Source organism: Cobetia sp. PDI-23MA, assembly GCF_059507735.1.
The window spans coordinates 1,120,500-1,141,615 of sequence record NZ_CM183352.1 but is presented as its reverse complement, the minus strand read 5'-3'; the positions used below and the strand labels follow the sequence as shown (position 1 = coordinate 1,141,615).

The window sequence follows — 21,116 nt, the reverse complement described above, 5'->3', positions numbered from 1 at the left end:
TGCCGGTGTCGCTCTTGGCGGTGGTAGTGGAAGCACCAGAGCTTGAAGCGCTCGAGCGGGAAGCCCCCTGATTGGAAGCCCCGGTGCTGCTGCCCGTCTTGGCAGTACTCGTGCTTCCTGTCGAGCTGGCAGTGCTATTGCTGGTTCCAGCCGCCTTGCTCGCCGTGCTTATGCTCGCCGGAGTCTTGCGCGTCGTCGCGGGCTTCGCAGCACTGGAGCCGGAGGCCGCGGAAGAAGTGCCACTGCTCGAGGTGCCGGAGGCAGACGGTTTGCTGTCAGAGGCTGACTTGCTTGCCGTCGTCTTGGCCGCAGTTGTCTTGCTCGCGGTCGTCTTGTTGGCAGCCGTCTTGCGCGGCGTGGAGGTCTTTCTCGCCGTGGTGGTCTTCGCTGCTGAGCTACCGGTGCTGCTGGCCGCCGTGCTCGCAGTGCTCGGTTTTGCCGTGCTCTGTTTTGCAGTGCTCTTGGCAGCAGTGCTCCTGGAGGCTGTGCCTTTGGGAGCAGCGCGCTTGCTTGCCGGTGATGCCGACTCAGTAGACGCTGATGCGGCCTTGGAAGCGGCAGGCTTGGCGGTAGACGACTTGGCAGCAGAGGCACTGCTGGCATCATTGGCGGCCTTGCCGGTGACGGCTTCAGTCATCGCGGTCATGGCTTCTTCCAGCGGCAGTGTCACCTGCTTGAGCGCTTCATTCACGCTCTTCTCGACCGTCTGCTGGACATCACGCACGGCCTTGAGCAGCGCATCCGCCACGCTGGTGATCTCTTCCGGCACGCTCTGCCCCAGCACTTCGGGAATGGTCTGGCGCGCATAACGCCCCGGCGCCGCTTCGATCACGTCGAGCTTGCCCTCACCCGGCGTGCGTGCAGCGACCTTCGGTTCCGGCTCCACGAAGCCATTGCCGGTCATCCACGCCTGCCAGTCATTCCACCAGGAGCCTTCGTGCAGCTCGGTACCCGCGAGCCACTCGTCCGGGGTTGACGGCAGGCTGTCATTGGTGGCGTAGCCGTACTTGTTCTTGTGCGGCGGATTGACGATGCCCGCGATATGACCAGAGCCACCGAGCACGAAGCGCTTGATGGAGGCCTTGGGCAGCTGGGTGCCGTTGTAGGTGGTCTGCCACTTGGCAATGTGGTCCTCGCGCGCGGAGACCCAGTAACTCGGTGTCTCGATCTGCGAGAGATCGATCGGCACGCCGTCCAGCTCGATGCCGCCGGGCTGTACCAGACGGTTTTCCAGATACATGTGACGCAGATACCAGGCATGGGTCCCGGCCGGCAGGTTGGTGCCGTCGGTGTTCCAGTACAGCAGGTCGAACGCGGTCGGCGCTTCGCCCTTGAGATAGTTGGAGACGTAGAACGACCAGAACAGGTCATTCTCGCGCAGCAGATTGAAGGAGAACGCCATCACGCGGCCATCCAGATAGCCGTCCTGCGCCATCTGCTTCTCGAGACCCTGCAGCACCGGCTCGTTGAGGAAGACACCGATCTCACCGGGATCGGAGAAGTCCTGTAGCGTCGCCATGTAGCTGACCGAGCGCACGCGATCGGCCTGCTTCTCGGCCGCCAGATAGGCCATGGTGCTGGCCGTCAGCGTGCCGCCGATGCAGTAGGACAGGATGTTGACCTGCTTCTCGCCGGTGGCCTGCTCGATGGCATCCATCGCGGCCAGCGGCCCCATCTGCATGTAATCGGCCCAGGTGAGATCACTCTGCTCGGGCCCCGGATTGCGCCAGGAGATCAGGAACACGGTGTGGCCCTGCTCCACCAGCCAGCGCATCATCGAATTGTCCTGACGCAGATCGAGAATGTAGTACTTGTTGATCCACGGCGGCACGACCAGCAACGGCGTGCTGAAGGCCTTCTCGGTGGCTGGACGATACTGGATCAGCTGGATCAGCTCGTTCTCGAAGACCACATCACCCGGCGTGACGGCGATGTTGTCGCCGAGACGGAAGGCTTCGGTATCGGTCATCGCGACATTGATGCCTTCGGCGGAGTTGGCCAGGTCCTCACGCAGACGCTTCAGGCCGTCGAGCAGGTTCTGGCCGCCGGTCTCGCGGGTCACGCGCTGCACTTCCGGGTTGGTGGAGGCGAAGTTGGAGGGCGAGAAGGCGCTGACGTACTGGCGCGCGTAGAACTCGAGATTGCGCTTCTGGCTCTCCGGCAGGCCTTGAATGCCGGCCAGCATATCGTCCACGGCACGCGAGAACAGCAGGTATTGCTGCACGAGGAAGTGGTAATAGGGCTCGTTCTGCCAGGCCTCATCGCGGAAGCGGCGGTCAGAGCGCGCGGGCGTGATCACCGGCTCGACACTCTCGCCATTCAGCTCGCGCAGCGTGCCTTGCAGCAGGGCCATCTGGTCCTGGAAGAGGCGAGTCTGGGTCGACAGCAGCAGTTGCGGGTCGCGTGCCAGAGCCTCGGCTCCCGCCTGGAAGCAACGACCCATCTCGTCATAGATGGTGGAAGCGGCGGCGCTGGGCCATAGGCGCTCCAACATGTCACTCATCAAGGCTTGATACTGGGCACTGGCCTGCTGCACGACGCTGGCCCACTCCGTGCCTTCAGCACCGTCGGGGAACAGACTGGCAAAGGCCTGAGAGAATGTCTGTGAGAACGCCTGCTGCTGGGCTGAGTCCATATCGCCCTTCCTCCTTGTCATTGACCATCACGTCATTGGCTATCGAAGCTTGGCTGCCGAACGCCTGTCGGCGGCACGATTTCATCGAATCGAATCCTTCCTGAGCACTGAGCGATGTCATGCCATCTTCACCGAGATGAGCGCCTTCACTGGCGACGGACATCGTTTTCAAGGTTGTCCAGCAATTCATGACTGACCGCCACGGGGCGATCGAATGCTCCACTGCAAGGACTGCTTTCCGTCGGATTCGCGCGCGGCAAATACGAGAGCAAAACAGCCTGTTCGACAGCGTGCTCACCTCCAGCATGCGCCTTTCAGCACGGCAGGGGCAATGCCAGACAACGGCAAAAAAGGCTGGCGCAAGCGCCAGCCTTTTCGGGGAATACCTTAGTTCTGCTTGGCGCGGCTTGTCGCGGCAGCCGGCTTGTTGCTGGCAGCGGAGGATGCCTTGTCCTCTGCTGCCGAAGCGGCTTTCTGTACGGCAGCGGACGCCTTGTCGTTGGCTTCCTTGCCAGCGTCAGAGTAGGCCTGTTCGAGCTGGGCGCGCATGTCGTTGCCCATCTCGGCCAGCTTCAGGGAATCATCCATCATCTGCTGAGACAGCTCGGTCGCCACTTCCAGCTGGCGGCTGCTGAACTCGCTGAACTCTTCCATACCCTTGATTTCAGTGGCAGCACGCGCACGCTCGAGACCAGTCTCGGTATAGCGCTTGGCAGCGTCCATCTGATAATCGGCAATCTTGCCCATATGGTCGAGCATCAGAGTGTTGAGCTTGCGCATCGGCTGGTAGAAGCTGCGGGCTTGCTCGGCAAAGGCGTTGAACATCTGATCCTGCTGCATGACGGTTCCTCCCATGGATTCCGTACCGGGACAGCGCGCAGAAGTCTCTGCGCCACCTGTGGAGCACAGCAATATGCTGCACTGCACAAAGACTAGTCTGCTCCTCAGGTGGTTGCAATCCCATGACAGAAAACTGTCAAACGACATTCTCTGTCACGGGATTGGCCGGGCATGCCTCACACCGATATCAGCCAAGGACTTTCATCGCGCCTAGCATCAACTGCGCTTGGCGCGTGAGCGCGCACTGGCCGCAGAGGCCGGTTTCGCATCATCCGCCCGGCTGGCGCCTTGCTCTGCCTTCTGATCCGCGGCTTGATCACCACTGGGCCCCGAACTCCTGCGTGCGGCAGGCTCCGGCTTGTCAGCCTCCTTGCCTTCCGCGCCGCCCTGACCAAACTGCTGCAGGGTATCCAGCATCATCTTCTGATACTGATTGAAGGCGGCCATGCCCTGGGCCATGCTCTCGCCCATATCGCCCGGCATGCCGCCCACTACCCCCTGCCCGGCATTGCCAGCGCCAGACGCGCCACCCATCATCCCCTCGGCCATGCCCGGCGGCATGAACCTGGCAAACGGCGTGCCCGCGCCCGGTGCCATCAATGGCTTGAGCAGACTCATGGGGTCGTAACCTTCAACACCCGCCTCCATCTGGCGACGAAAGCGCTCCATCAATTCCTGCTGGAAGGCTTCCACGTCCGGCAGGCCCATCGCCTGGCGAAATTCCTGCGGCGTGAGGTCGAATTCGACATTGATCTTCATGGCAGATTCCTTGTGTTGTCTGCCCGCGCACGGCGTGGTGCGCGAGTCCGCTGGCATGCATGCCATTCGAGTCTAGCAGCGAGAATGACACGGGGGCAGCCTGCTACTTACGCCTTTTCTTATTTACTTTGTGCAAGCCAGCCCACTACGCAAGACGCCCCAGCCATGAAGGATGCTGGGCATCACTCCACGGCTGGGGCGTGTCTTTTTACAAATTCAGCGGCTTGGCAGCGTTACAAGTTCAGCCGCGCCGCATGCGGCTTACACCTCGCGCAGCACCGGCGTATCGACCTTGACGTCAGCGTTCTGACCACGATGGCGCAGCAGGTGATCCATCAGCGTCAGCGCGACCATCGCCTCGGCGATCGGCGTGGCACGGATGCCGACACACGGATCATGACGGCCAGTGGTGATCACCTCGACCGCCTCGCCGTTGACGTCGATGCTACGCCCCGGCAGCCGCAGGCTGGAGGTCGGCTTGAGGGCGATGCTGGCACGGATGGCCTGACCGCTGGTGATGCCGCCCAGAATGCCGCCGGCATGATTGGAGAGGAAGCCTTCCGGCGTCATCTCGTCACGATGCTCGGTGCCCTTCTGGCTGACCACAGCGAAACCATCACCGATCTCGACGCCCTTGACGGCATTGATGCTCATCAGGCCATGCGCGAGTTCGGCATCGATGCGATCGAAGATCGGCTCACCCAGACCGACCGGCAAGCCAGTCGCCTCGACGGTGACCTTGGCGCCCACGGAATCACCTTCCTTGCGCAGGGCGTCCATGTACTGCTCCAGCTCCCCGAGGCGATCGGCATCGCCACAGAAGAACGGGTTGGTGTCGACCAGCGACCAGTCCTTGACCTCAAGCTCGATAGGGCCGAGCTGGGACAGGTAGCCACGCACCTGCACGCCCAGACCCGCCAGATACTTCTTGGCGATGGCCCCGGCGGCGACACGCATCGCGGTCTCGCGGGCCGAGCTGCGGCCGCCGCCGCGGTAGTCACGCTCACCATATTTGTGGTGATAGGTGTAGTCGGCGTGGGCCGGACGGAACTGGTCCTTGATCTTGCCGTAGTCCTTGGAACGCTGATCGGTGTTCTCGATCATCAGACCGATGGCCGTGCCGGTGGTGCGGCCCTCGAACACGCCCGAGAGAATTCGCACCTGGTCCGGCTCGCGACGCTGGGTAGTGTGGCGCGAGGTGCCGGGACGGCGGCGGTCCAGATCGATCTGCAGATCCGCCTCGCTGATCTCGATGCCCGGTGGGCAACCATCGATGATGGCGCCCAGTGCCGGGCCGTGGCTTTCGCCGAAGGTAGTGACGGTGAACAGCTTGCCGAAGGTATTTCCGGACATTCAGGGGTCCTCAGGCGATGCCGCCGGTCATGGCCGACGGCGTTCTGATAATAGTTGTCGTAAGCGTTGCAGAGTCTGACGGCTTGCGCCCGTGCTTCTGGCAAATCCCGCCAGCTCAGACGAATCCCACCGAGGCAGGCGCCCGCCAGCTCAAGCGAATTCGGGTGCGCAGACTTCCAGCGTCTGGGCATCGATGGCGAAGACGCCGTTGCCGCCGCGCTCGAACTCCAGCCACATGAAGGGCACTTCCGGGAAGGCTTCCATCAGGTGGCGTTCGGAATTGCCGACCTCGACGATCAAGACGCCATCGTCGGTCAGGTAGTCACGCGCCTCGCGCAGGATACGGCGCACGATATCCAGGCCGTCGTCACCGGCGCCCAGCGCCAGTGCCGGCTCATGGCCGAATTCCTGCGGCATGTTGGAGAGATCGAAGGTATCCACGTAGGGCGGATTGGAGACGATCAGGTCATAGCGCTTGCCCGCCACGCCCGCGAACAGGTCCGACTGCACAGCGATGACACGCCCTGCCACGTCGTGGCGTTCGATGTTGCGACGCGCGACTTCCAGCGCCTCGCTGCTGATATCGACCAGATCGACCTCGGCGGTCGGCATCACCAGCGCGGTGGCGATACCGATGCAGCCGGAACCGGTGCACATGTCCAGCACGCGGGTCGGCGGCAGTTCCGGGAACCAGGCCGAGAAGCCGCTCTCGATCAGCTCGGCGATCGGCGAGCGCGGAATCAGCACGCGCTCATCGACATCGAAGGGCACGCCGGTGAAGAAGGCCTCGCCGAGCAGATACGGCAGCGGCTTGCGGGTAGTGATGCGCTCACGCACCAGCGCCACGATGCGCGCACGCTCCATGGTCAGAAGGCGCGCGTCGATCACGGCGGGGTCCGTGTCCCATGGCAGATGCAGCGCACCCAGCACCAGCGCCACCGCTTCGTCCCAGGCAGAATCGGTGCCATGGGCGAAGTGCAGGCGATGCGCGTGAAACTCGCTGGTCGCCCAGCGGATCAGATCGCGCAGGGTCACCAGCTCCTCGACGAGACGGGAGTCCGGCTCACTGAGACTGGAAGGGTGGCGCAGGTCGGACGCGGAAGTAGTGGACACGGTGATTCCTGTAAGCGGACAGATGGACAACGAGCGCCGCCAGTCGTGAGGGGCCGATGGCGTCTCGCGCAGGCATTGTAGCGTTCACAAGGCGTGGCGGCGACCCTTGCTCGCGCCATGGGCGCCTGGTGCTTCACAGCACCGACAGCCGCGCTATACTGCGCGACTTGCCATTTTATTGCCCGCGGAGCCCGGTCATGCCACCCAACCACGACGACAGCTCGGATACCGGCGACGACTTCAACGCCTTCCGTGCCGCCCTCAAGCAGGCCGGCGTACGCAAGATCACCACCAACCGCGCCGACCCCGGCCGCAAGCCCCTCGACAAGGAAGAGCAGGCGCGTCTGGCGGCGCGCCGCGCAGCCGCCAGCGAAGCCTCGACCGACTCACTCGGCACGCCATCGCGCACCACCGATGGACAGGTCGAGCCGGTCACGCCCAGCCAGCTGCTCGACTTCGCGGTGCCCGATCTCCCCTACCGCCAGCGTCAGCGTCTCAAGCGCGGCGAGATCGCCTGGGAGGCGGGTCTCGACCTGCACGGCTATACGCTGGAGCAGGCCCGCATCGAGCTCGAGTCCTTCATCGACGATGCCATCGCCCGTCGCTCACGCTGCGTGCTGGTGGTGCACGGCAAGGCATGGACCGGCATGGCCGATCACCCCATCATCAAGAGCCACGTCAATGCCTGGCTGCGCCAATGGCCTGACGTGCTGGCCTTTACTTCGTCACTGGAGCTGGATGGCGGCAGCGGCGCGGTCTATGTCCTGCTGCGCAGCAAGGGCCGTGATCCGCTGCTGGAGTGAGCCACCATTACAGATTGAGTCACCACCACTGATTGAATCACTACCACAAGCAGGCCGCTCGCTGGGCCTGAACCATAACGACAAGGGAACACCCTGATGACACCCAACGCTGAACAGCCAATGCGCACTTCTTCACGCCGCACCCTTTCCGCTGCCATTCTCAGCGGTGCAACCGCCGCTGGCCTGTCACTGGCCTTCGCCATGCCGGCCGCCGCCAGCGATGCGCTGTCCGACAGCACCCTTTCGCGTGTGCAACAAGGACAGGTGCTGAAGGTCTGCACCACCGGTGACTACGCGCCCTTCAGCCACCGTGAAGACAATGGCGACTTCGAAGGCATCGACATCGACATGGCCGCCTCACTGGCCAGGAGCCTGGGCGCGACGGTCGAGACCGTGCCGACCAGCTGGCCGACGCTGATGGAAGACTTCACCTCAGGCAAGTGCGACATCGCCATGTCCGGCATTTCGGTCAAGCTGGACCGCCAGGCTCAGGCCTACTTCAGCCAGCCGTACCAGACCGGCGGCAAGACGCCCATCGTGCGCTGCGAAGACGTCGACAAGTACCAGACCGTCGCGCAGATCAATCAGCCCAGCGTGCGCATCACCGTCAATCCGGGCGGCACCAACGAGCGCTTCGCCAATGAATTCCTGAGCGATGCCACGCGCCTCGCCCACGACGACAACCGCACCATCTTCAACAACATCATCGAAGACCGTGCCGATGTGATGGTCACCGACGCCATCGAGACCCAGCTGCAGGCCAGCCGCCATCCAGAGCTGTGCAGCGTGCACCCCGAGACGCCGTTCACCTTCTCCCAGAAGGGCTATCTGTTGCCGCTGGGTGACAACATCTGGAAGGCCTACGTCGATCAGTGGCTGACCCAGATGCAGGGCACCGGTGAGCAGGCCGCCATCTTCGAGAAGTGGATCAACGGCTGAGGCTTTGTCGCCCTTCGCATCAGAAACACGCTGCCCAAGACACGAAAAGCCCCCGCCGATTGGCGGGGGCTTTTTTCATTGAAGGGCAACTCACGGCAGGTTAGCCGTCGCTGCCTGACTCGTAGCGGTCCAGCGCTTCGGCGGCCAGATGGCGCCCCAGCTTGATCAGGCCCGCGGCGCGGTGAAATTCATAGGCGCCACACACCGTCTTGGGAATCTCGACCAGGATGTCCGGCGGATAGCCGGCGATCTTGTACTTGGCCAACGTCGCCTGGGTGATATCGAAGGAGCGCATCATCATGTCCAGCTTGCCCCAGGCAAGCTCCGGCGCATTCTCATCGACCGGTTCAGGCTCGACGTCGTTCGCCGGCGGCTGATCATCCTGGGCGACAACGCCGCCGTCCGCGGGCTGCCCTGCCGGCGTCTCTGCTGCCTGAGCGGGTTCGTCCTCACCATCACGGCGCTTGAGCGCCTCGAACTTGATGCGTGAGGCATCGCCCGGTGGCAGCGGAACACCGCCCACCGGGCTGGCGAACGCCATGCCTTGCTGGTCCTCCAGCGCCTGCTCCTTCTCGGCAGAGAAGATGCGCTCGGCCCCGCGACGCACTCCCCGTAGCCAGTCACTGAAACCACCGCCGCGCGCTTCCAGGGCGGCTTCGCGCGCCTCTTCCTCGGCGGCATCGGCCGGTGGCAGCATCTGTTCCAGCGTCTGATTGCGCGGCGAATGCGCCGTGGCATTGACCGCCAGCACCAGGTCAACGTGGGCGGCGACCAGCGGCGTGATCGGCAAGGGATTCATCAGGCCGCCATCCACCAGCACCTTGCGGTCGCGTTGCACCGGCGTGATCACCCCGGGCACCGCGATGGAGGCCCGGATCGCCTCGAGCAGATTGCCGCTCTGGAACCAGACCTCCTTCTGGGCGATCAGGTCGGTGGCGACGGTGGTGACCGGAATCGGCAGATCCTCGATACGCGTATCACCGATCAGGGCTTCCAGCTCATCCATGATGCGGCGCGCGCGGATGGCGCCCATCGGGCTCCAGGTGACATCCACCAGCCGCAGCACGTCGAAGTAATCCAGCTCACAGACCCAGTCACGATAGGCATCCAGCTTGCCGGCGGCATGGATGCCCCCGACCAGTGCGCCCATCGAGCAGCCCGAAATGGCGCGGATGTCGTACCCGCGCGCCAGCACTTCCTCGATCACGCCGATATGGGCATAGCCTCGGGCCCCGCCACTCCCCAGTGCCAGGGCGATGGTCTTGCGCTTGGCCATGGCATGTCTCCCGCTGCAGATGATGATAGATGAACGGATACGGCACAGGGTGCATCACTCATTGCGAGCTGACCCACTCGACGATGGCATCGGCGACCGCCGCCACATGCGGTGGCTCCAGGTGCAGGTGGTGACCACCCGGCAAGACGCGACGTTTCAGCCGCTTCACGGCATCCCGCGCCTGCTGTGCTTCGTGTCTTATGGTGAGAATACCCTGCTCGCCCTCGATCAGCAGTACCGGCTGGGTCAACGCCGCCAATAACGCCAGCACCTGCTCCGGGGTGTAGCGCATCAATGAAGGCCGCAGCAGGCGACGGTCACTTCTCAGTCGCAGGCCACCGTCTTCCAGCACCTCGAGGTTGCGCTCGACGATCGGCCGCGCCGTATCGGCATCAATGGGCGTGACACCTCCCGCAACCCGCGCCGCCACGGCGTCCTCGACATGACGATAATGGGCACGTCGCGTGGCGGCGCGTCTGGCCGGCTGCGCATGGCGTGCCAGCAATCCGCGGCGCAGCTGGTCGACCACCTCCGAGGCTGGCGTGGCAAGTGCGCCGATGCCATCGATCAGCACCAGGCGCGCGATATATTCCGGCAGCGCCGCAGCCACCTGCCCCGACACCGCTGCCCCCAGCGAGTGCGCCATCACCGTGACCGGCGCGCGCGGCAGCCCCTCGTCATACAGGCCTTCCAGCGCCTCGATCACATCGTGGCAGTAATCCCACACCGCATAATCACCGTGCTCACCCAGCGGACTCGAGCGCCCGTGACCGACCATGTCGATGGCGATGAGACGAATGCCGAGCTGCTCACACAACAACGGCGCCAGGCGACTGAAGCTGGCGGCATTGTCAAGCCAGCCATGCAGCGCCAGCCACGTCGGTGCCTGCTCGGCGTGCACGGCAGGCGCCCACTCCAGGGCCGCCAATTCTCCGCCCGTGCGCCGTGGGAAGCGACGCTCACGCAGCGTAACGTTGGCGCTGAGGGGAGGCTCTGCGATGTCCTGAACGGATTGATCAGTGCTCATGATTGCCTCTCGGCCAGCAGACTTGGCGGAAGTATATTCGGCGGCGCGAGGTCGGCGATGGCCGCCAGCAGCGCGGCGCGCGTCTCTTGTGGGTATTCAAAGGGATACATATGTCCTCCCCGGACATGCTCCACCGTCAGCCCGGCGCGGCGCAGGCGTGCCTGACGCGCCGGCGTGAGCAGATCAGACTGGGCGCCGGCCAGAATCCTGACCGGCACCGCTAGTTTCGCCGGTGAGCCTGACAGGTGATCGCTGAGGTGGCGGAAGATCTCGACCTCATGACGGGTATCGAAGCTCAACGACAGGCTGCCATCCGCGTGACGATGGGTGGCGTTGTCGATGTAGTCGTCCAGCGCTTCTGGCGTGAAGTTGGCGAACAGCGAGCGACGGCGCAGGTAATCCTGCATGGCCTGACGGGAGTCCCAGCGTGCGCGACGCCCACGGGTACGGCCCGCCGGAGTGACACGATCAATGAAGCCGAAGCGCTTGGCGACCTTCATGCCCAGCGCATCGCGGCCCAGCATCAACGGCGGGTCGAGCAGCACGAGGCAGTGGAAGCGCTCCGGCTGCTTGAGCGCCGCCATGTAATTGACGATGCCTCCCAGCGAATGGCCGACCCCGATCACTTTGCGCCCGGTGCCGCCCGCCGCGGGCAGCGGCCCCAGCGCGGCGTCCAGACATGCCAGCCACTCATCACGCAGCGAGATCAGATTGTTGCCGACCGGATAGGCAGGGTCATGCGCCAGTCGGTCCACCGGCAGCAGATTGAAGTGCTCGGCCAGCGGCGCCAACAGGCTCTTGTAGCAGGCACCGGTGAAGCCATTGGCATGCGCGAAGGCCAGTACCGGACGCTCGGTGTCCGCATTCAAGCTGGCCGGGTCAGTGCCGTCCTGTTCGGACAAGGTCTTTTCGCACATGGAAGGTTCGGACAAGTGCTGCCCGGGCCGGGGTTGCCGTGAGGTGGCATTCATCGCAAGGTCTCCTTACCACGGGCCGCCGTCCCTGACGCGACCAGACAAACGGTTGTTTAAATATAGTCAACAGCATGCCAGCCCCGCCCCATGGGCGCCACTCCTCCCTTTGGCCCATGGAACACCTCACTCCTCCTCCATGGCCGCCGGCACCAGCGCAGCGGCGGTTTCCGTGCTCGGCTCGGCGGCTTCCGGCTCAGGCAGCGCCAAGGCACGACTGACCGCCAGTGCCGCCTGAATCGCGACAGCCGTGAGCTCAATGGGTTCGTCTTGCAACGCCCTCGCGCCCAGTGCCAGCAGATGATTACGCAGCGCGCCATTGACCTGTATCTCGACGGCATTCACGCGCGCGACCAGTTCAGGTGGCCACCCCTTGCCGGAGAGCGTCAGCCGCGCCCAGGGCTTGCTGCCCGCCGCGATGGCCAGCACCAGCTGGGTGCGATCACTGAGCTGCTCATGCTGACGGTAATGGAGCGAGGGGCGCGACCAGTTGAGGGTCAGCGTCACGGCGGGCTGCCAGCCGTCTGGCTGGGCTGCGCCGCTTTCAGGCGTGGAGGCGCGGGGGCGCAGGTCATTCTGCGTCAGTGGCGACAGCGCAGCGAGAATCTCATGGGCAGCGTCGCTGTCAGGTGCCAGGCCTCGCACCAGCGGCGCTTGCCGTGCTGACGCACCTCGGACTGAAGACGAAAGCGCAGACGCCGCCAGCGAGATATCCAGGCGACTCAGCGGTTTGTATACCGCGGCGTCACTGCGCAGCTCGGTGACATCCAGCACTTCACTGGGCGCCATGCCGCCGCGCCAATCCGGCAACCCGACATCGCGCGTCAACTCCCAGACCGGCGCGCCATCCGCCCCATTCATGGTGGAGGAGCCTTTGACTTTCACGTCCGAGGGCGACGGCACCCATCGCACGTAACGCCCCGCCAACTCAGCATTGCCCGCGCCGTTCACCTGCGTTGCCGCCGCGGGCCTGGCGCCCAGTTGCAGACTCACCTGAGCGCCATTGCCCTTCACGCTCAGCAGCGGTGACTGCGCGCTGAAGCCCAGCGCTTCAAGTGCCTCGTCCGTGGCCGGCTTGCGCGTGCGCAGTTGTGCCTCGCCCAGCTGACTCACCAACGCCTCCACCTTGCCCTGGCGGACAGGCCAGCCGGCCAATGAGGTGATCTGCCAGTCGCCTGCGGGCCCACGCGCCAGACTCAACCAGTCCTGACTGGCCTCTGCGCCACGCCGAATGCCGATACGTTGCGCAGAGGCGGCCACCTGCGACAGCAGCGGCAAGGGCTGCAAGACGCCTGACTGACCCGCAGCGACTGTCATCAGCGAATCACTTTGCCACTGGGCAGGGTCTGCTCCGCCCGTGGCGGCGCCTGAGCGCAGCGATTCCAGCAGTGACGGCCCTGCGGTGAGCGCCGTCGCCGCAGCTACGGAGACCAGCGCCGTCAGTGCCCATCCCGCCCGATTGAAGCGCCCCATCAATCACCTCCCGACTGAGTAGTATCGCTCGGTCTTGTCTTGCCTGAAGCCGCCTTGCCTGAAGCTGCCTTGCCTGCGGTCGACTTGATAGAGCCTGTCGAAGTGCTTGTGGCGGCGTCACTCGCGGAGCGGGCGCTGTGCTGTGAATTGCGCTGCTCATTGCGTTGTTCCTTACGCTGTTCATTTCGTTCGGCGTTGCGCTTCCCGCTGGGCTGACCGTGCCCTGACAGACGCCCTGTCGACTGATAGCCCGCGCGACGGCTGGCGCGATAGCGGCGCCAACAGATCAGCTCGCCGAGCAAGCTCAACGCCACCGGCAAGGCCAGCAGCGTCCACAGGCGCAGCTCGCGGCGCAGGGCATCACGCTCGGCATTCGCCTCACGCTGCTGGCGTGACAACGCGTCCTCGAAGTCATTCTGCATCGCCGCCAGGGCGTCGCTTTGCTGCGCGGCTTCGGCCTTGCCAGATACCGGCGTCGCGCCGAGCGCACTCAGACGCGTCTGCCAGTCATTGCGCAGCCGGGTCTCCTCGGCGGCCTGACGATCGGCCAGTTGATGCAGGCGCGTCAGCTCGCGCACCTGATGGGCACGCGCACGCAGGGCGACCAGCTCGGGGCTGCCCGCCAGCAGGTCCACGGCATTTTCCAGCCAGCGCGCATTGGCATTGAGGGCCTGCTCGCTGCCATCCGCTGCCGTGCGCCGCCACAGACGGTCACTAGCCATGTCGACATCGCTGACCACCAGCAACTGGCCACCCTGCGCGCCTGTCGAGGGCCATTGCGCCAACACCGCCAGGCCACCAGCCGGCGGCGCTTCCCCCGCCAGCCCCGACAGCGGACGCGGGTCCATGCGACTGGCATGGACACGCGCGGCCGGAATCAGGCGCGCCTCATCACTGGCACGAATCAGCCACTGCAACGGCGCTTCCTGCGCTCCCGGGCCTTTCGATGATGCGTCTGCTGCATCAGACAGCGGCGCCAACCAGCCCGCGCTGGACATCACCAGTTGCTCGACATTGAGGTTGAGCGCGGCGTCCGACAGCTGCGCAGCGCTTAACCCGAGCAGTGTCGGGCTCAGCGCACGGGTGCCGTCCAGCAAGCCGATCGGCAAGGCCAGCTGTGCATCCGCCACCACCTCGCCCGCGCGTGATTCAAGCCCGGCGCGCGCCAGCAAGGCCTCGAGCGCCTCGGAAGCCGGCGCCGGCTGATCGAGCATTTCGGGCAGCGGGTCCACCAGCATCAACACCCGGCCGCCACGCTCGAGATAGGCCGTGATGGCCTCCAGCGTCTTGACCGGCAACAGCCGCGGCGCAATCACCAGCAACGCATCCTGATCGGCGATCGGGCGCGAGGCATCATCACCGGCCGACAGCCAGTCGATGCGCAGGCGTGCATTGAGATGCTCCATCAGGCCCCAGCTGCCCAGTGCTCTGCCCTGCTCCAGGCTGGGCTTCCCCATTACCGGCAAACGCGAGACGACACCCAGGCGCGGTGGCTCGGTGCGCGAGACTTCCTGAATCTGGCGTGTCACCTGCGCCTCCAGCCCGCCGATATCCGCCGCCTTGAGAAGCGGAATGGCGCGGCGTTCGGCGTAGGGGCCATCCACCACCAGCCCGAACAGCATCTCTTCACCGCCCGGCAATGACAGCGCGGTCAGGCCCTGCGCTTCGAGATCCGCGAAGTCGGCACTGTCCGGCGCAGGGTCGACACGCTTGAGGCGTATCTGCGGCTCACGCGCAAAGGCGGCCAGACGCGTCTCGATCCGTGTCGCCAGTTCACGCAGCTGCGGCAGATCGGCGGCGAAGCGTTCGCTGTAGGCGAAGGTCAATGTCACCGGAGCCTCGAGGCCACCGAGCACCGCACGACTGGCAGGGCTCAGGCTGTGCTGACGCGTGGCAGTCAGATCATGCGCGCGGGTGAGCGGGTTGTGGCCGTCGGCCGTCAGCAGCGGCGGCAGGCGCACGCCGGCCAGCAATAGCGCGGTGACCGCAGCCGCCAGCGCCGTCGTGACCAGCCACTGTGGCGCCTGCTTGCGTGCATGGCGTTCCTGACTGAGGCCGCGCGCCTGCAGCACCAGCCCGGCCAGAGTCAGCAGCAGGAAGTAGCTGGCATCGAGCCAGGTCGGCCGGCCTTCACTGAAAGGCGTCAGATGCGCCGGCAAGCTGATCAGATCGAGCAGCTGCACCCAGTGCGGTGCCAGATGCTGAGTCAGCTGGCTCGTCACCGCAGGTGTGCCTGGCAGCATCAGCGCCAGGCCCAGCACCAGCGCCCCGAGCCACGCCGACAGCGCAGAAGGCGCGCGCACCGCCAGCGCCTGACCGAGACTGGCCAGCGCCATCACCAGCAGCACCATGCCCAGATAGCCGCTGAGCATCAGGCCGAGATCCGGCGTGCCGAGCCAATGGACCAACACCACCAGCGGCGCCGTCATCACAAGCCCCAGCCAGCCCAGCACGCTGGCACTGATCAAGCGTGCGCTGGCCAGTCGCCACGACCCCAGCCCGAGGCCGGACAGCCACTCGAGCAGGCCGTTGGCGCGCTCTTCCGGCCAGCCGCGCAGGGCCAGCAACGGCGTCCACAGCACCAGCAACCAGGGCAACACCTGCCAAAGCGAGCCAAGATCGGCGCGGTCACGTGCCAGCAGATCGCCCACCTCGAAGGCCCCCAGCGGCGCCAGCACCGCCATCACCACCAGCAGCGACCAGCTGGCGCCTTGTGTCAGTGCCTGATGCAGGTCACGGCGGACCAGCGCGAGAACGGCCCTCATGACGACACCTCCTGATCTGCGCGCGGTGCCTGCCTGCGCATCGGCAGCGGCGAGGGCTGCTCCGCCATGCGCGTCACCAGCTGGCGGAACGCGACCTCGATATCGCCCCGTTCGTGGACACATTCATCGAGGCGGATTTCCATGTAGCTGCACCAGCGTGCCAGCGCGGGGCGCGGGTCCTGATGGAGACGCCCGGCCAGGCGCAGCACGGCACCGGTCGAGATCACCAGCGGCGACTTGTCACGCGCCATGGCATCGCCGGGCTTGACGGGCGTGATGGCCGCCACGCCCGGCAGACGCGAGACACTGGCCAGTTCGCGCTCGCTCAAGGCCCGACTCAACGTCACTCGCCATACCGGCAGACTGGAACTCGCGCCATACCCCGCGCCGTAGCGCGAACGACTGCCCCCCAGGATGCCTTCGCTGACGGAGGTCGCGGCCAGCGCCTCCGGCGTATCATCGAAGCCCAGCTGGCCATTGGCCATGACCAGTACGCGGTCACAGATGCGAGGCACTTCCTCCAGAAGATGAGTGGAGACGATGATCAGACGCTCGCGACCCAGCTCACGAATGAAGGCGCGCACGCTGTCCTTCTGCAGCGGGTCCAGCCCATCGGTGGGCTCATCGAGCAGCAGGATGTCCGGATCATGGGTCAACGCCATCGCCAGCGCCACGCGACGCCGATAGCCTTTGGATAACACAGCGCACAATTGATTGGCGAAAGGCGTGATATCCAAGCGATCTATCAATGCCGCAAGACGATCATTACGCACCTTGCGCGACAACCCATGCAGACCCGCCACGCACTCGAGACTCTCGCGCACCGTCAGCTGCGGCCACAGGGGTGCGCCCTCCGGCAGATAGCCGATGCGACGCTTGAGGCGATTGAGCTGGCGCTGCCTGGCGCGACCATCGAAGGCTTCGCCTTCCAGCTCCAGCTGCCCCTGGGTGGCGGCGAGCGTGCCCGCCAGCATGCGCAGGCTGGTGGTCTTGCCGGCGCCATTGGGCCCCAGCAGGCCGATGACCTCACCACGCGAGGCCGTGAAGGTCAGCCCGGTGACGGCCTGTTGCTGACCGAATTGACGCCCGAGCCCGCGACTGACCAACAACGCCGGGGAAGCGGACGGATCGTCAGACGCGCGCTCGGGGATTGACGCAGATCGAGTCACAGCAGAGGGCGTCGCGGCAGAGGATGACGCAGAGGTCGTGTATGGGTCCTGCAAGATACCCGCTCCTTGTACTTTTCCTGATAGGGGCAATGCGTAGCCGGGACTGATGGTTCCGGCAGGTGATCATGAGGCCGGAAGATGATCGTGGCTCCGGCGGCTGACCTTGAGAGATGGCCGTGACAGATGACAATGCAGCGCACAGGGTAAGCCGACAGCCTGCGCTCGCCAAGCAGGAGTACGCGCGCAGTCACCACTCGCGCGGTTATGGCGTCTATTCCGCCCTTTGCCGGCCCTCAAGGCGTATCGTGGCGCCTGTCTTCTCGATCATCACGCCCACACGCGCCCCTGGTTGGCGGCATTCGCACAGCAGAACCTGATACCAGAGCTGAACCACTAGCCCAGAACTGAACGACTATCCCTAAGTCTAAGGAAAGCCTGATATGCTGGACGGATGACAGGCACGCGCTGTTGTCAGAGCGCCTTGCTGGCCGGCGGTCTGCCTGCCAGAGCCTTCACACGTTGAGCCTTCATTCTGTGAGCCTTCATTTAATCTTGCTGGACAGGACCCCTCGATGCTCAAGCATGACAAGCAGTCCGCTACCTCCTCGCCGTCTTCCAGGCCGCGTCGCGATACCCGCCTGCGCAACGGCCTGTTCTGGGCCTTGCTGGCAGCGGCCTTGATCGCGGGCTTCTGGCTGGCCTGAAGGCGCTCCTTGCGCCGACACATCACGCGCCGCCACATTACGCGCCACTACATCACGCACTACTATCGTCAGTGGCGCAGCCACCGGCATCAGGCCTGATCAGACACACCACAACCTGCACACGACAAGGGTGAACATGAGCGAGACGACTTCATGAACGACATGCTGGCGCTGTTCGTCGCGACCCTGAACGTCACCGTTCCGGTCTTCGCGATGGTATTTCTGGGCCTGGGCCTCAAACGCCTCGGCTGGATCGATGACACCTTCATTGGCACCGCCTCATCGCTGGTGTTCAAGGGCACCATGCCGGTGCTGGTCTTCCTCTCCATCGTGCGCGCGGACCTGGATCACGCCCTGCGTCCGGGCATGCTGACCTATTTCGCGCTGGCGACATTGGGCACCTTCCTGCTGCTGTGGGGCTGGGCGATCCTGCGCGTGCCGAGAAAGGAACGCGGCGAGGTGGTACAGGGCTCGTTTCGCGGCAACTGCGCCATCGTCGGGCTGGCACTGGCCGCCAACCTCTACGGCGACCTCGGCCTCTCGATGGGCGGCATCCTGATGGGCGTCGTCATCCTGTCCTACAACATGCTGTCGGTGGTGGTGCTGTCGAGCTATCTCGGCGATGGCCGCACCAGCTGGAGTGGCATCGCGCGCGGCATCATCACCAACCCGTTGATTCTCGGCGTGCTGGCCGCCCTGCCCTTCGCGGCCTTCAGCTGGCAGCTGCCCGAGTGGCTGGAGACCTCCGGCGACTACTTCGCGCGCATGACGCTGCCGCTGGCGTTGATCTGCATCGGCGGCACCCTGTCGATGCGCTCGCTGCGTGAAGGCCGCAAGCTGGCCCTCAGTGCCAGCTTGATGAAGATGATCAGCGTGCCGCTGCTGGCGACCACCGTCGCCGTGCTGCTGGGCTTCCGCGGCACCGAACTCGGGGTGCTGTTCCTGTTCTTCGCCTCACCGACGGCGGCGGCAAGCTTCGTGATGGTGCGGGCGATGGGTGGCAATGACCGCCTGGCCGCCAACATCATCGCCATCAGCACCCTGATGGCGGGCATTACCATCACGGCAGGCATCTTCGTGCTCAAGCTGAGCGGTCTGGTCTAGCAGCAGCGCTCTGATCAAGCAGCAGTCTGGTTGCATGCCAAAGCGAAACGCCCCCGCCAGTGCAGACTGGCGGGGGCGTTTCGTTGTGACTCAATGGTTGCGACTCAAGGGTTGTGGTTCATGACAGCCTCGCGTGACTTACGCCAGTTCCGCCGGGCTCACGAACTGGTGCAGATCCGCCAGACCGGCGGCCCAGACATCGGCGTCCAGCCAGGCGAGGCTTGCGGTGGCAAAGGCCAGCTGGGTGCTGCCGGGGCCATCGACCAGGGCGCTGGCCAGATTCGAGACCAGCGGATTGTGGCTGATGATCAGCCAGTCACGCGGCTCGCGCCCTTCAGAAGTGGGCGGCACATGGGTCTGCAGCCAGTCGAGTACCGGCGTCAGCGGGTCGTCCGGGGTGATGATCTCGAGCGTGGTCTGCTGCTCACCACTCAACTCCAGCGCCGAGGAGATCTCCTGGGCGGTCTGCTGGGCGCGGGTGAACGGACTGACGACCAGCGTCAGGCGCGCACGACGCTCGGCGGGCAGCTGATGGGCCAACCAGCGACCGATGCGGCGCGCCTCTTCGCGACCATATTCGCTCAATTCGCGGCTGGGGTCCGGCGTGCCGGCCTGGGCCTCACCGTGACGCATGATCAGTACACTCATGACATTCTCCTGAAAAGATGACTGCCGCAGCGCAACCGCCAAATCACTCGTTCTGTCGCTGCGGCCGATGACCAGGGACTCGCCAACCGGAGCGTTGCACGAGTCAGACAAGGGGATGGCGAAACACGTTCCATCACCTGCTATGAGTCCTCAGGAGCCGTCGGGTTCCAACTGCCGCGCCTGCTGCACCGACTCACGCGACAGCACGAACTCTACATCGCTGGATTGCTCACCGCCCATCAGCGCGCGGGCCATGTGATGCGGGTCGACATTCTCGAACAGCACCTTGGCCATGCCACTGACCAGCGGCATGTAGATGCCCAGTCGCTCGGATTCATCCTGCACCAATCGCACGGTATTGACACCCTCGGCGACCTGGCCCAGCACCTCGACCGCCTGGTCGAGGGTGCGCCCTTCTCCCAGTGCGTAGCCGACCCGATAGTTGCGCGACAGCGGCGAGGAGCAGGTCACGATCAGATCGCCCACACCGGCAAGGCCGAGGAAGGTCATCGGATTGGCGCCCTTGGCCACGGCGAAGCGGCTCATCTCGGCCAGCGCGCGGGTCATCAGCATGGCACGGGTGTTCTCGCCCATGCCAAGGGCCGCGGCCATGCCGGCCGCGATGGCATAGATGTTCTTCAGCGCCCCGCCCAGCTCGACGCCGTAGCGGTCATTACTGGCGTAGACACGGAAATAGTCGCAGCCGAAGGCCGTCTGCACGCGAGCGCGGGTGTAGGCGTCGTCGGAGGCGATCACCGTGGCTGTCAGCTGCCGCTGGGCGATCTCGGCCGCCAGATTGGGGCCAGACAGCACGCCGATGTGCGTGAAGCCGGTTTCCTGCTCCAGCACCTCGCTCATCAGGGTGAAGCCTTCGCTCTCGATGCCCTTGGTGGTAGCCACCAGTATCTGCCCTTCACGCAGGTGGGCGCGCGCCTGGCGGACCACCGTACGGAAGGCCTTGGAAGGAATCGCCACGCAGACCAGCTCGGCCTCGGCCAGTGCATCGGCCATGTCGGTGGTGGCACGCACCGAGGCATTGATCTCGAAGCCCGGCAGATAGCCCGAGTTGCGGTGCCGGGTGTTGACCTCCTCGGCCTGGCTGGCATCACGCATCCACTGGGTGACGCTGGCACCATTGTCGGCGGCAATCGAGGCGATCGCGGTCCCGAAGCTGCCGCCACCCAGCACGCAGACATTGAGTCCCACCGCCTGAGGGGTCGTTTCGCTTACCTCGCGATCACGAATGGCCCGACGAGGTGAAGGGGTAGTGGCAGACATGCTGACTCCTTGGATGACGATGTGCTCAGTGAATGGCAGGCATTGTACTCATAGTTTGTCAGAGAATGCTGAACAAGAGATGTCTGCGCAGGCTTCGTGGCCAACGCAGGGGCTGCGCCTGGTTGACGCGACTGAGTGACGCGCTTGAGTGACGTACCTGCCACGCGCGCCACGCAAGCAATCGACTGGCATGCTCCATCGACTGGCATGAACGATCGATATGCATGAACTCTCGATACATACAAAAAACCGGCAATCC

General features: G+C 64.8%; 16 protein-coding genes and 1 pseudogene. 4 read left to right on the top strand and 13 right to left on the bottom strand.

The annotated features are described in order from the left end of the window. Window positions 1–772 precede the first annotated feature (772 nt). From phaC to prmB, 5 genes and pseudogenes are all read right to left on the bottom strand, one after another. A pseudogene (phaC, locus tag AC5WNJ_RS04905) lies at window positions 773–2,503 on the bottom strand (class I poly(R)-hydroxyalkanoic acid synthase); the annotation flags it as partial. A gap of 519 nt (window positions 2,504–3,022) precedes the next feature. After that, the gene (locus tag AC5WNJ_RS04900) at window positions 3,023–3,475 is read right to left on the bottom strand and encodes a phasin family protein (RefSeq protein ID WP_176676512.1); all 453 of its coding nucleotides are present in this window, start codon (window positions 3,473–3,475) and stop codon (window positions 3,023–3,025) included. A 216-nt stretch (window positions 3,476–3,691) separates the two neighbouring features. After that, on the bottom strand, window positions 3,692–4,234 hold the full coding sequence (locus tag AC5WNJ_RS04895; RefSeq protein WP_495930534.1) for a DUF6489 family protein: 543 nt from the start codon (window positions 4,232–4,234) through the stop codon (window positions 3,692–3,694). Window positions 4,235–4,495: 261 nt separating this feature from the next. Beyond that, window positions 4,496–5,587 carry a chorismate synthase gene (aroC, locus tag AC5WNJ_RS04890; protein ID WP_495930533.1) on the bottom strand — a complete coding sequence of 364 codons (1,092 nt, stop codon included), beginning with the start codon at window positions 5,585–5,587 and terminating at the stop codon, window positions 4,496–4,498. A 150-nt stretch (window positions 5,588–5,737) separates the two neighbouring features. Next, a complete protein-coding gene (prmB, locus tag AC5WNJ_RS04885; RefSeq protein WP_176676510.1) occupies window positions 5,738–6,700 on the bottom strand; it encodes a 50S ribosomal protein L3 N(5)-glutamine methyltransferase in 963 nt (320 codons plus the stop codon). Window positions 6,701–6,897: 197 nt separating this feature from the next. Between prmB and AC5WNJ_RS04880 the strand changes: the two genes are divergently transcribed. Then, window positions 6,898–7,503: a Smr/MutS family protein gene (locus tag AC5WNJ_RS04880; protein WP_176676509.1), complete on the top strand. Its 606-nt coding sequence runs from the start codon at window positions 6,898–6,900 to the stop codon at window positions 7,501–7,503. Between the two features lie 96 nt (window positions 7,504–7,599). Beyond that, window positions 7,600–8,442: a transporter substrate-binding domain-containing protein gene (locus tag AC5WNJ_RS04875; RefSeq protein WP_495930532.1), complete on the top strand. Its 843-nt coding sequence runs from the start codon at window positions 7,600–7,602 to the stop codon at window positions 8,440–8,442. A 100-nt stretch (window positions 8,443–8,542) separates the two neighbouring features. On the opposite strand, the gene AC5WNJ_RS04870 is transcribed toward AC5WNJ_RS04875, so the two are convergent. From AC5WNJ_RS04870 to AC5WNJ_RS04845, 6 genes are all read right to left on the bottom strand, one after another. Continuing rightward, window positions 8,543–9,718, bottom strand: coding sequence for a patatin-like phospholipase family protein (locus AC5WNJ_RS04870; protein ID WP_495930531.1), 1,176 nt, complete (start codon window positions 9,716–9,718; stop codon window positions 8,543–8,545). 58 nt (window positions 9,719–9,776) lie between these two features. Then, on the bottom strand, window positions 9,777–10,745 hold the full coding sequence (locus AC5WNJ_RS04865; protein WP_495930530.1) for an alpha/beta fold hydrolase: 969 nt from the start codon (window positions 10,743–10,745) through the stop codon (window positions 9,777–9,779). Next, complete coding sequence (locus AC5WNJ_RS04860) at window positions 10,742–11,662, bottom strand: alpha/beta fold hydrolase (RefSeq protein ID WP_495930529.1); 921 nt, start codon at window positions 11,660–11,662, stop codon at window positions 10,742–10,744. Before AC5WNJ_RS04860 ends, AC5WNJ_RS04865 begins: the two co-directional genes overlap by 4 nt. 180 nt (window positions 11,663–11,842) lie before the next feature. Further along, on the bottom strand, window positions 11,843–13,189 hold the full coding sequence (locus AC5WNJ_RS04855) for a DUF4340 domain-containing protein (RefSeq protein ID WP_176676505.1): 1,347 nt from the start codon (window positions 13,187–13,189) through the stop codon (window positions 11,843–11,845). Next, entirely contained in the window at window positions 13,189–15,954 is a 2,766-nt protein-coding gene (locus AC5WNJ_RS04850) for a Gldg family protein (RefSeq protein WP_495930528.1), read from the bottom strand. The genes AC5WNJ_RS04855 and AC5WNJ_RS04850 overlap by 1 nt, the downstream gene beginning before the upstream one ends. After that, entirely contained in the window at window positions 15,951–17,177 is a 1,227-nt protein-coding gene (locus tag AC5WNJ_RS04845; protein WP_495930527.1) for an ABC transporter ATP-binding protein, read from the bottom strand. Before AC5WNJ_RS04845 ends, AC5WNJ_RS04850 begins: the two co-directional genes overlap by 4 nt. A 518-nt stretch (window positions 17,178–17,695) precedes the next feature. On the opposite strand from AC5WNJ_RS04845, the gene AC5WNJ_RS04840 reads away from it, so the two are divergent. Together AC5WNJ_RS04840 and AC5WNJ_RS04835 are read left to right on the top strand one after the other, a co-directional pair. Next, window positions 17,696–17,827: a hypothetical protein gene (locus tag AC5WNJ_RS04840; protein ID WP_495930526.1), complete on the top strand. Its 132-nt coding sequence runs from the start codon at window positions 17,696–17,698 to the stop codon at window positions 17,825–17,827. Between the two features lie 153 nt (window positions 17,828–17,980). After that, window positions 17,981–18,931 carry an AEC family transporter gene (locus AC5WNJ_RS04835; RefSeq protein WP_495930525.1) on the top strand — a complete coding sequence of 317 codons (951 nt, stop codon included), beginning with the start codon at window positions 17,981–17,983 and terminating at the stop codon, window positions 18,929–18,931. A gap of 138 nt (window positions 18,932–19,069) precedes the next feature. On the opposite strand, the gene sixA is transcribed toward AC5WNJ_RS04835, so the two are convergent. Next, window positions 19,070–19,579 (bottom strand): phosphohistidine phosphatase SixA, encoded by a 510-nt coding sequence (gene sixA / locus AC5WNJ_RS04830; protein ID WP_054554945.1) that lies wholly within the window; start codon window positions 19,577–19,579, stop codon window positions 19,070–19,072. Window positions 19,580–19,729: 150 nt separating this feature from the next. Beyond that, window positions 19,730–20,857, bottom strand: a complete 1,128-nt coding sequence (locus tag AC5WNJ_RS04825) for an NAD(P)H-dependent glycerol-3-phosphate dehydrogenase (protein WP_084589572.1) — start codon at window positions 20,855–20,857, stop codon at window positions 19,730–19,732. Window positions 20,858–21,116 lie beyond the last annotated feature (259 nt).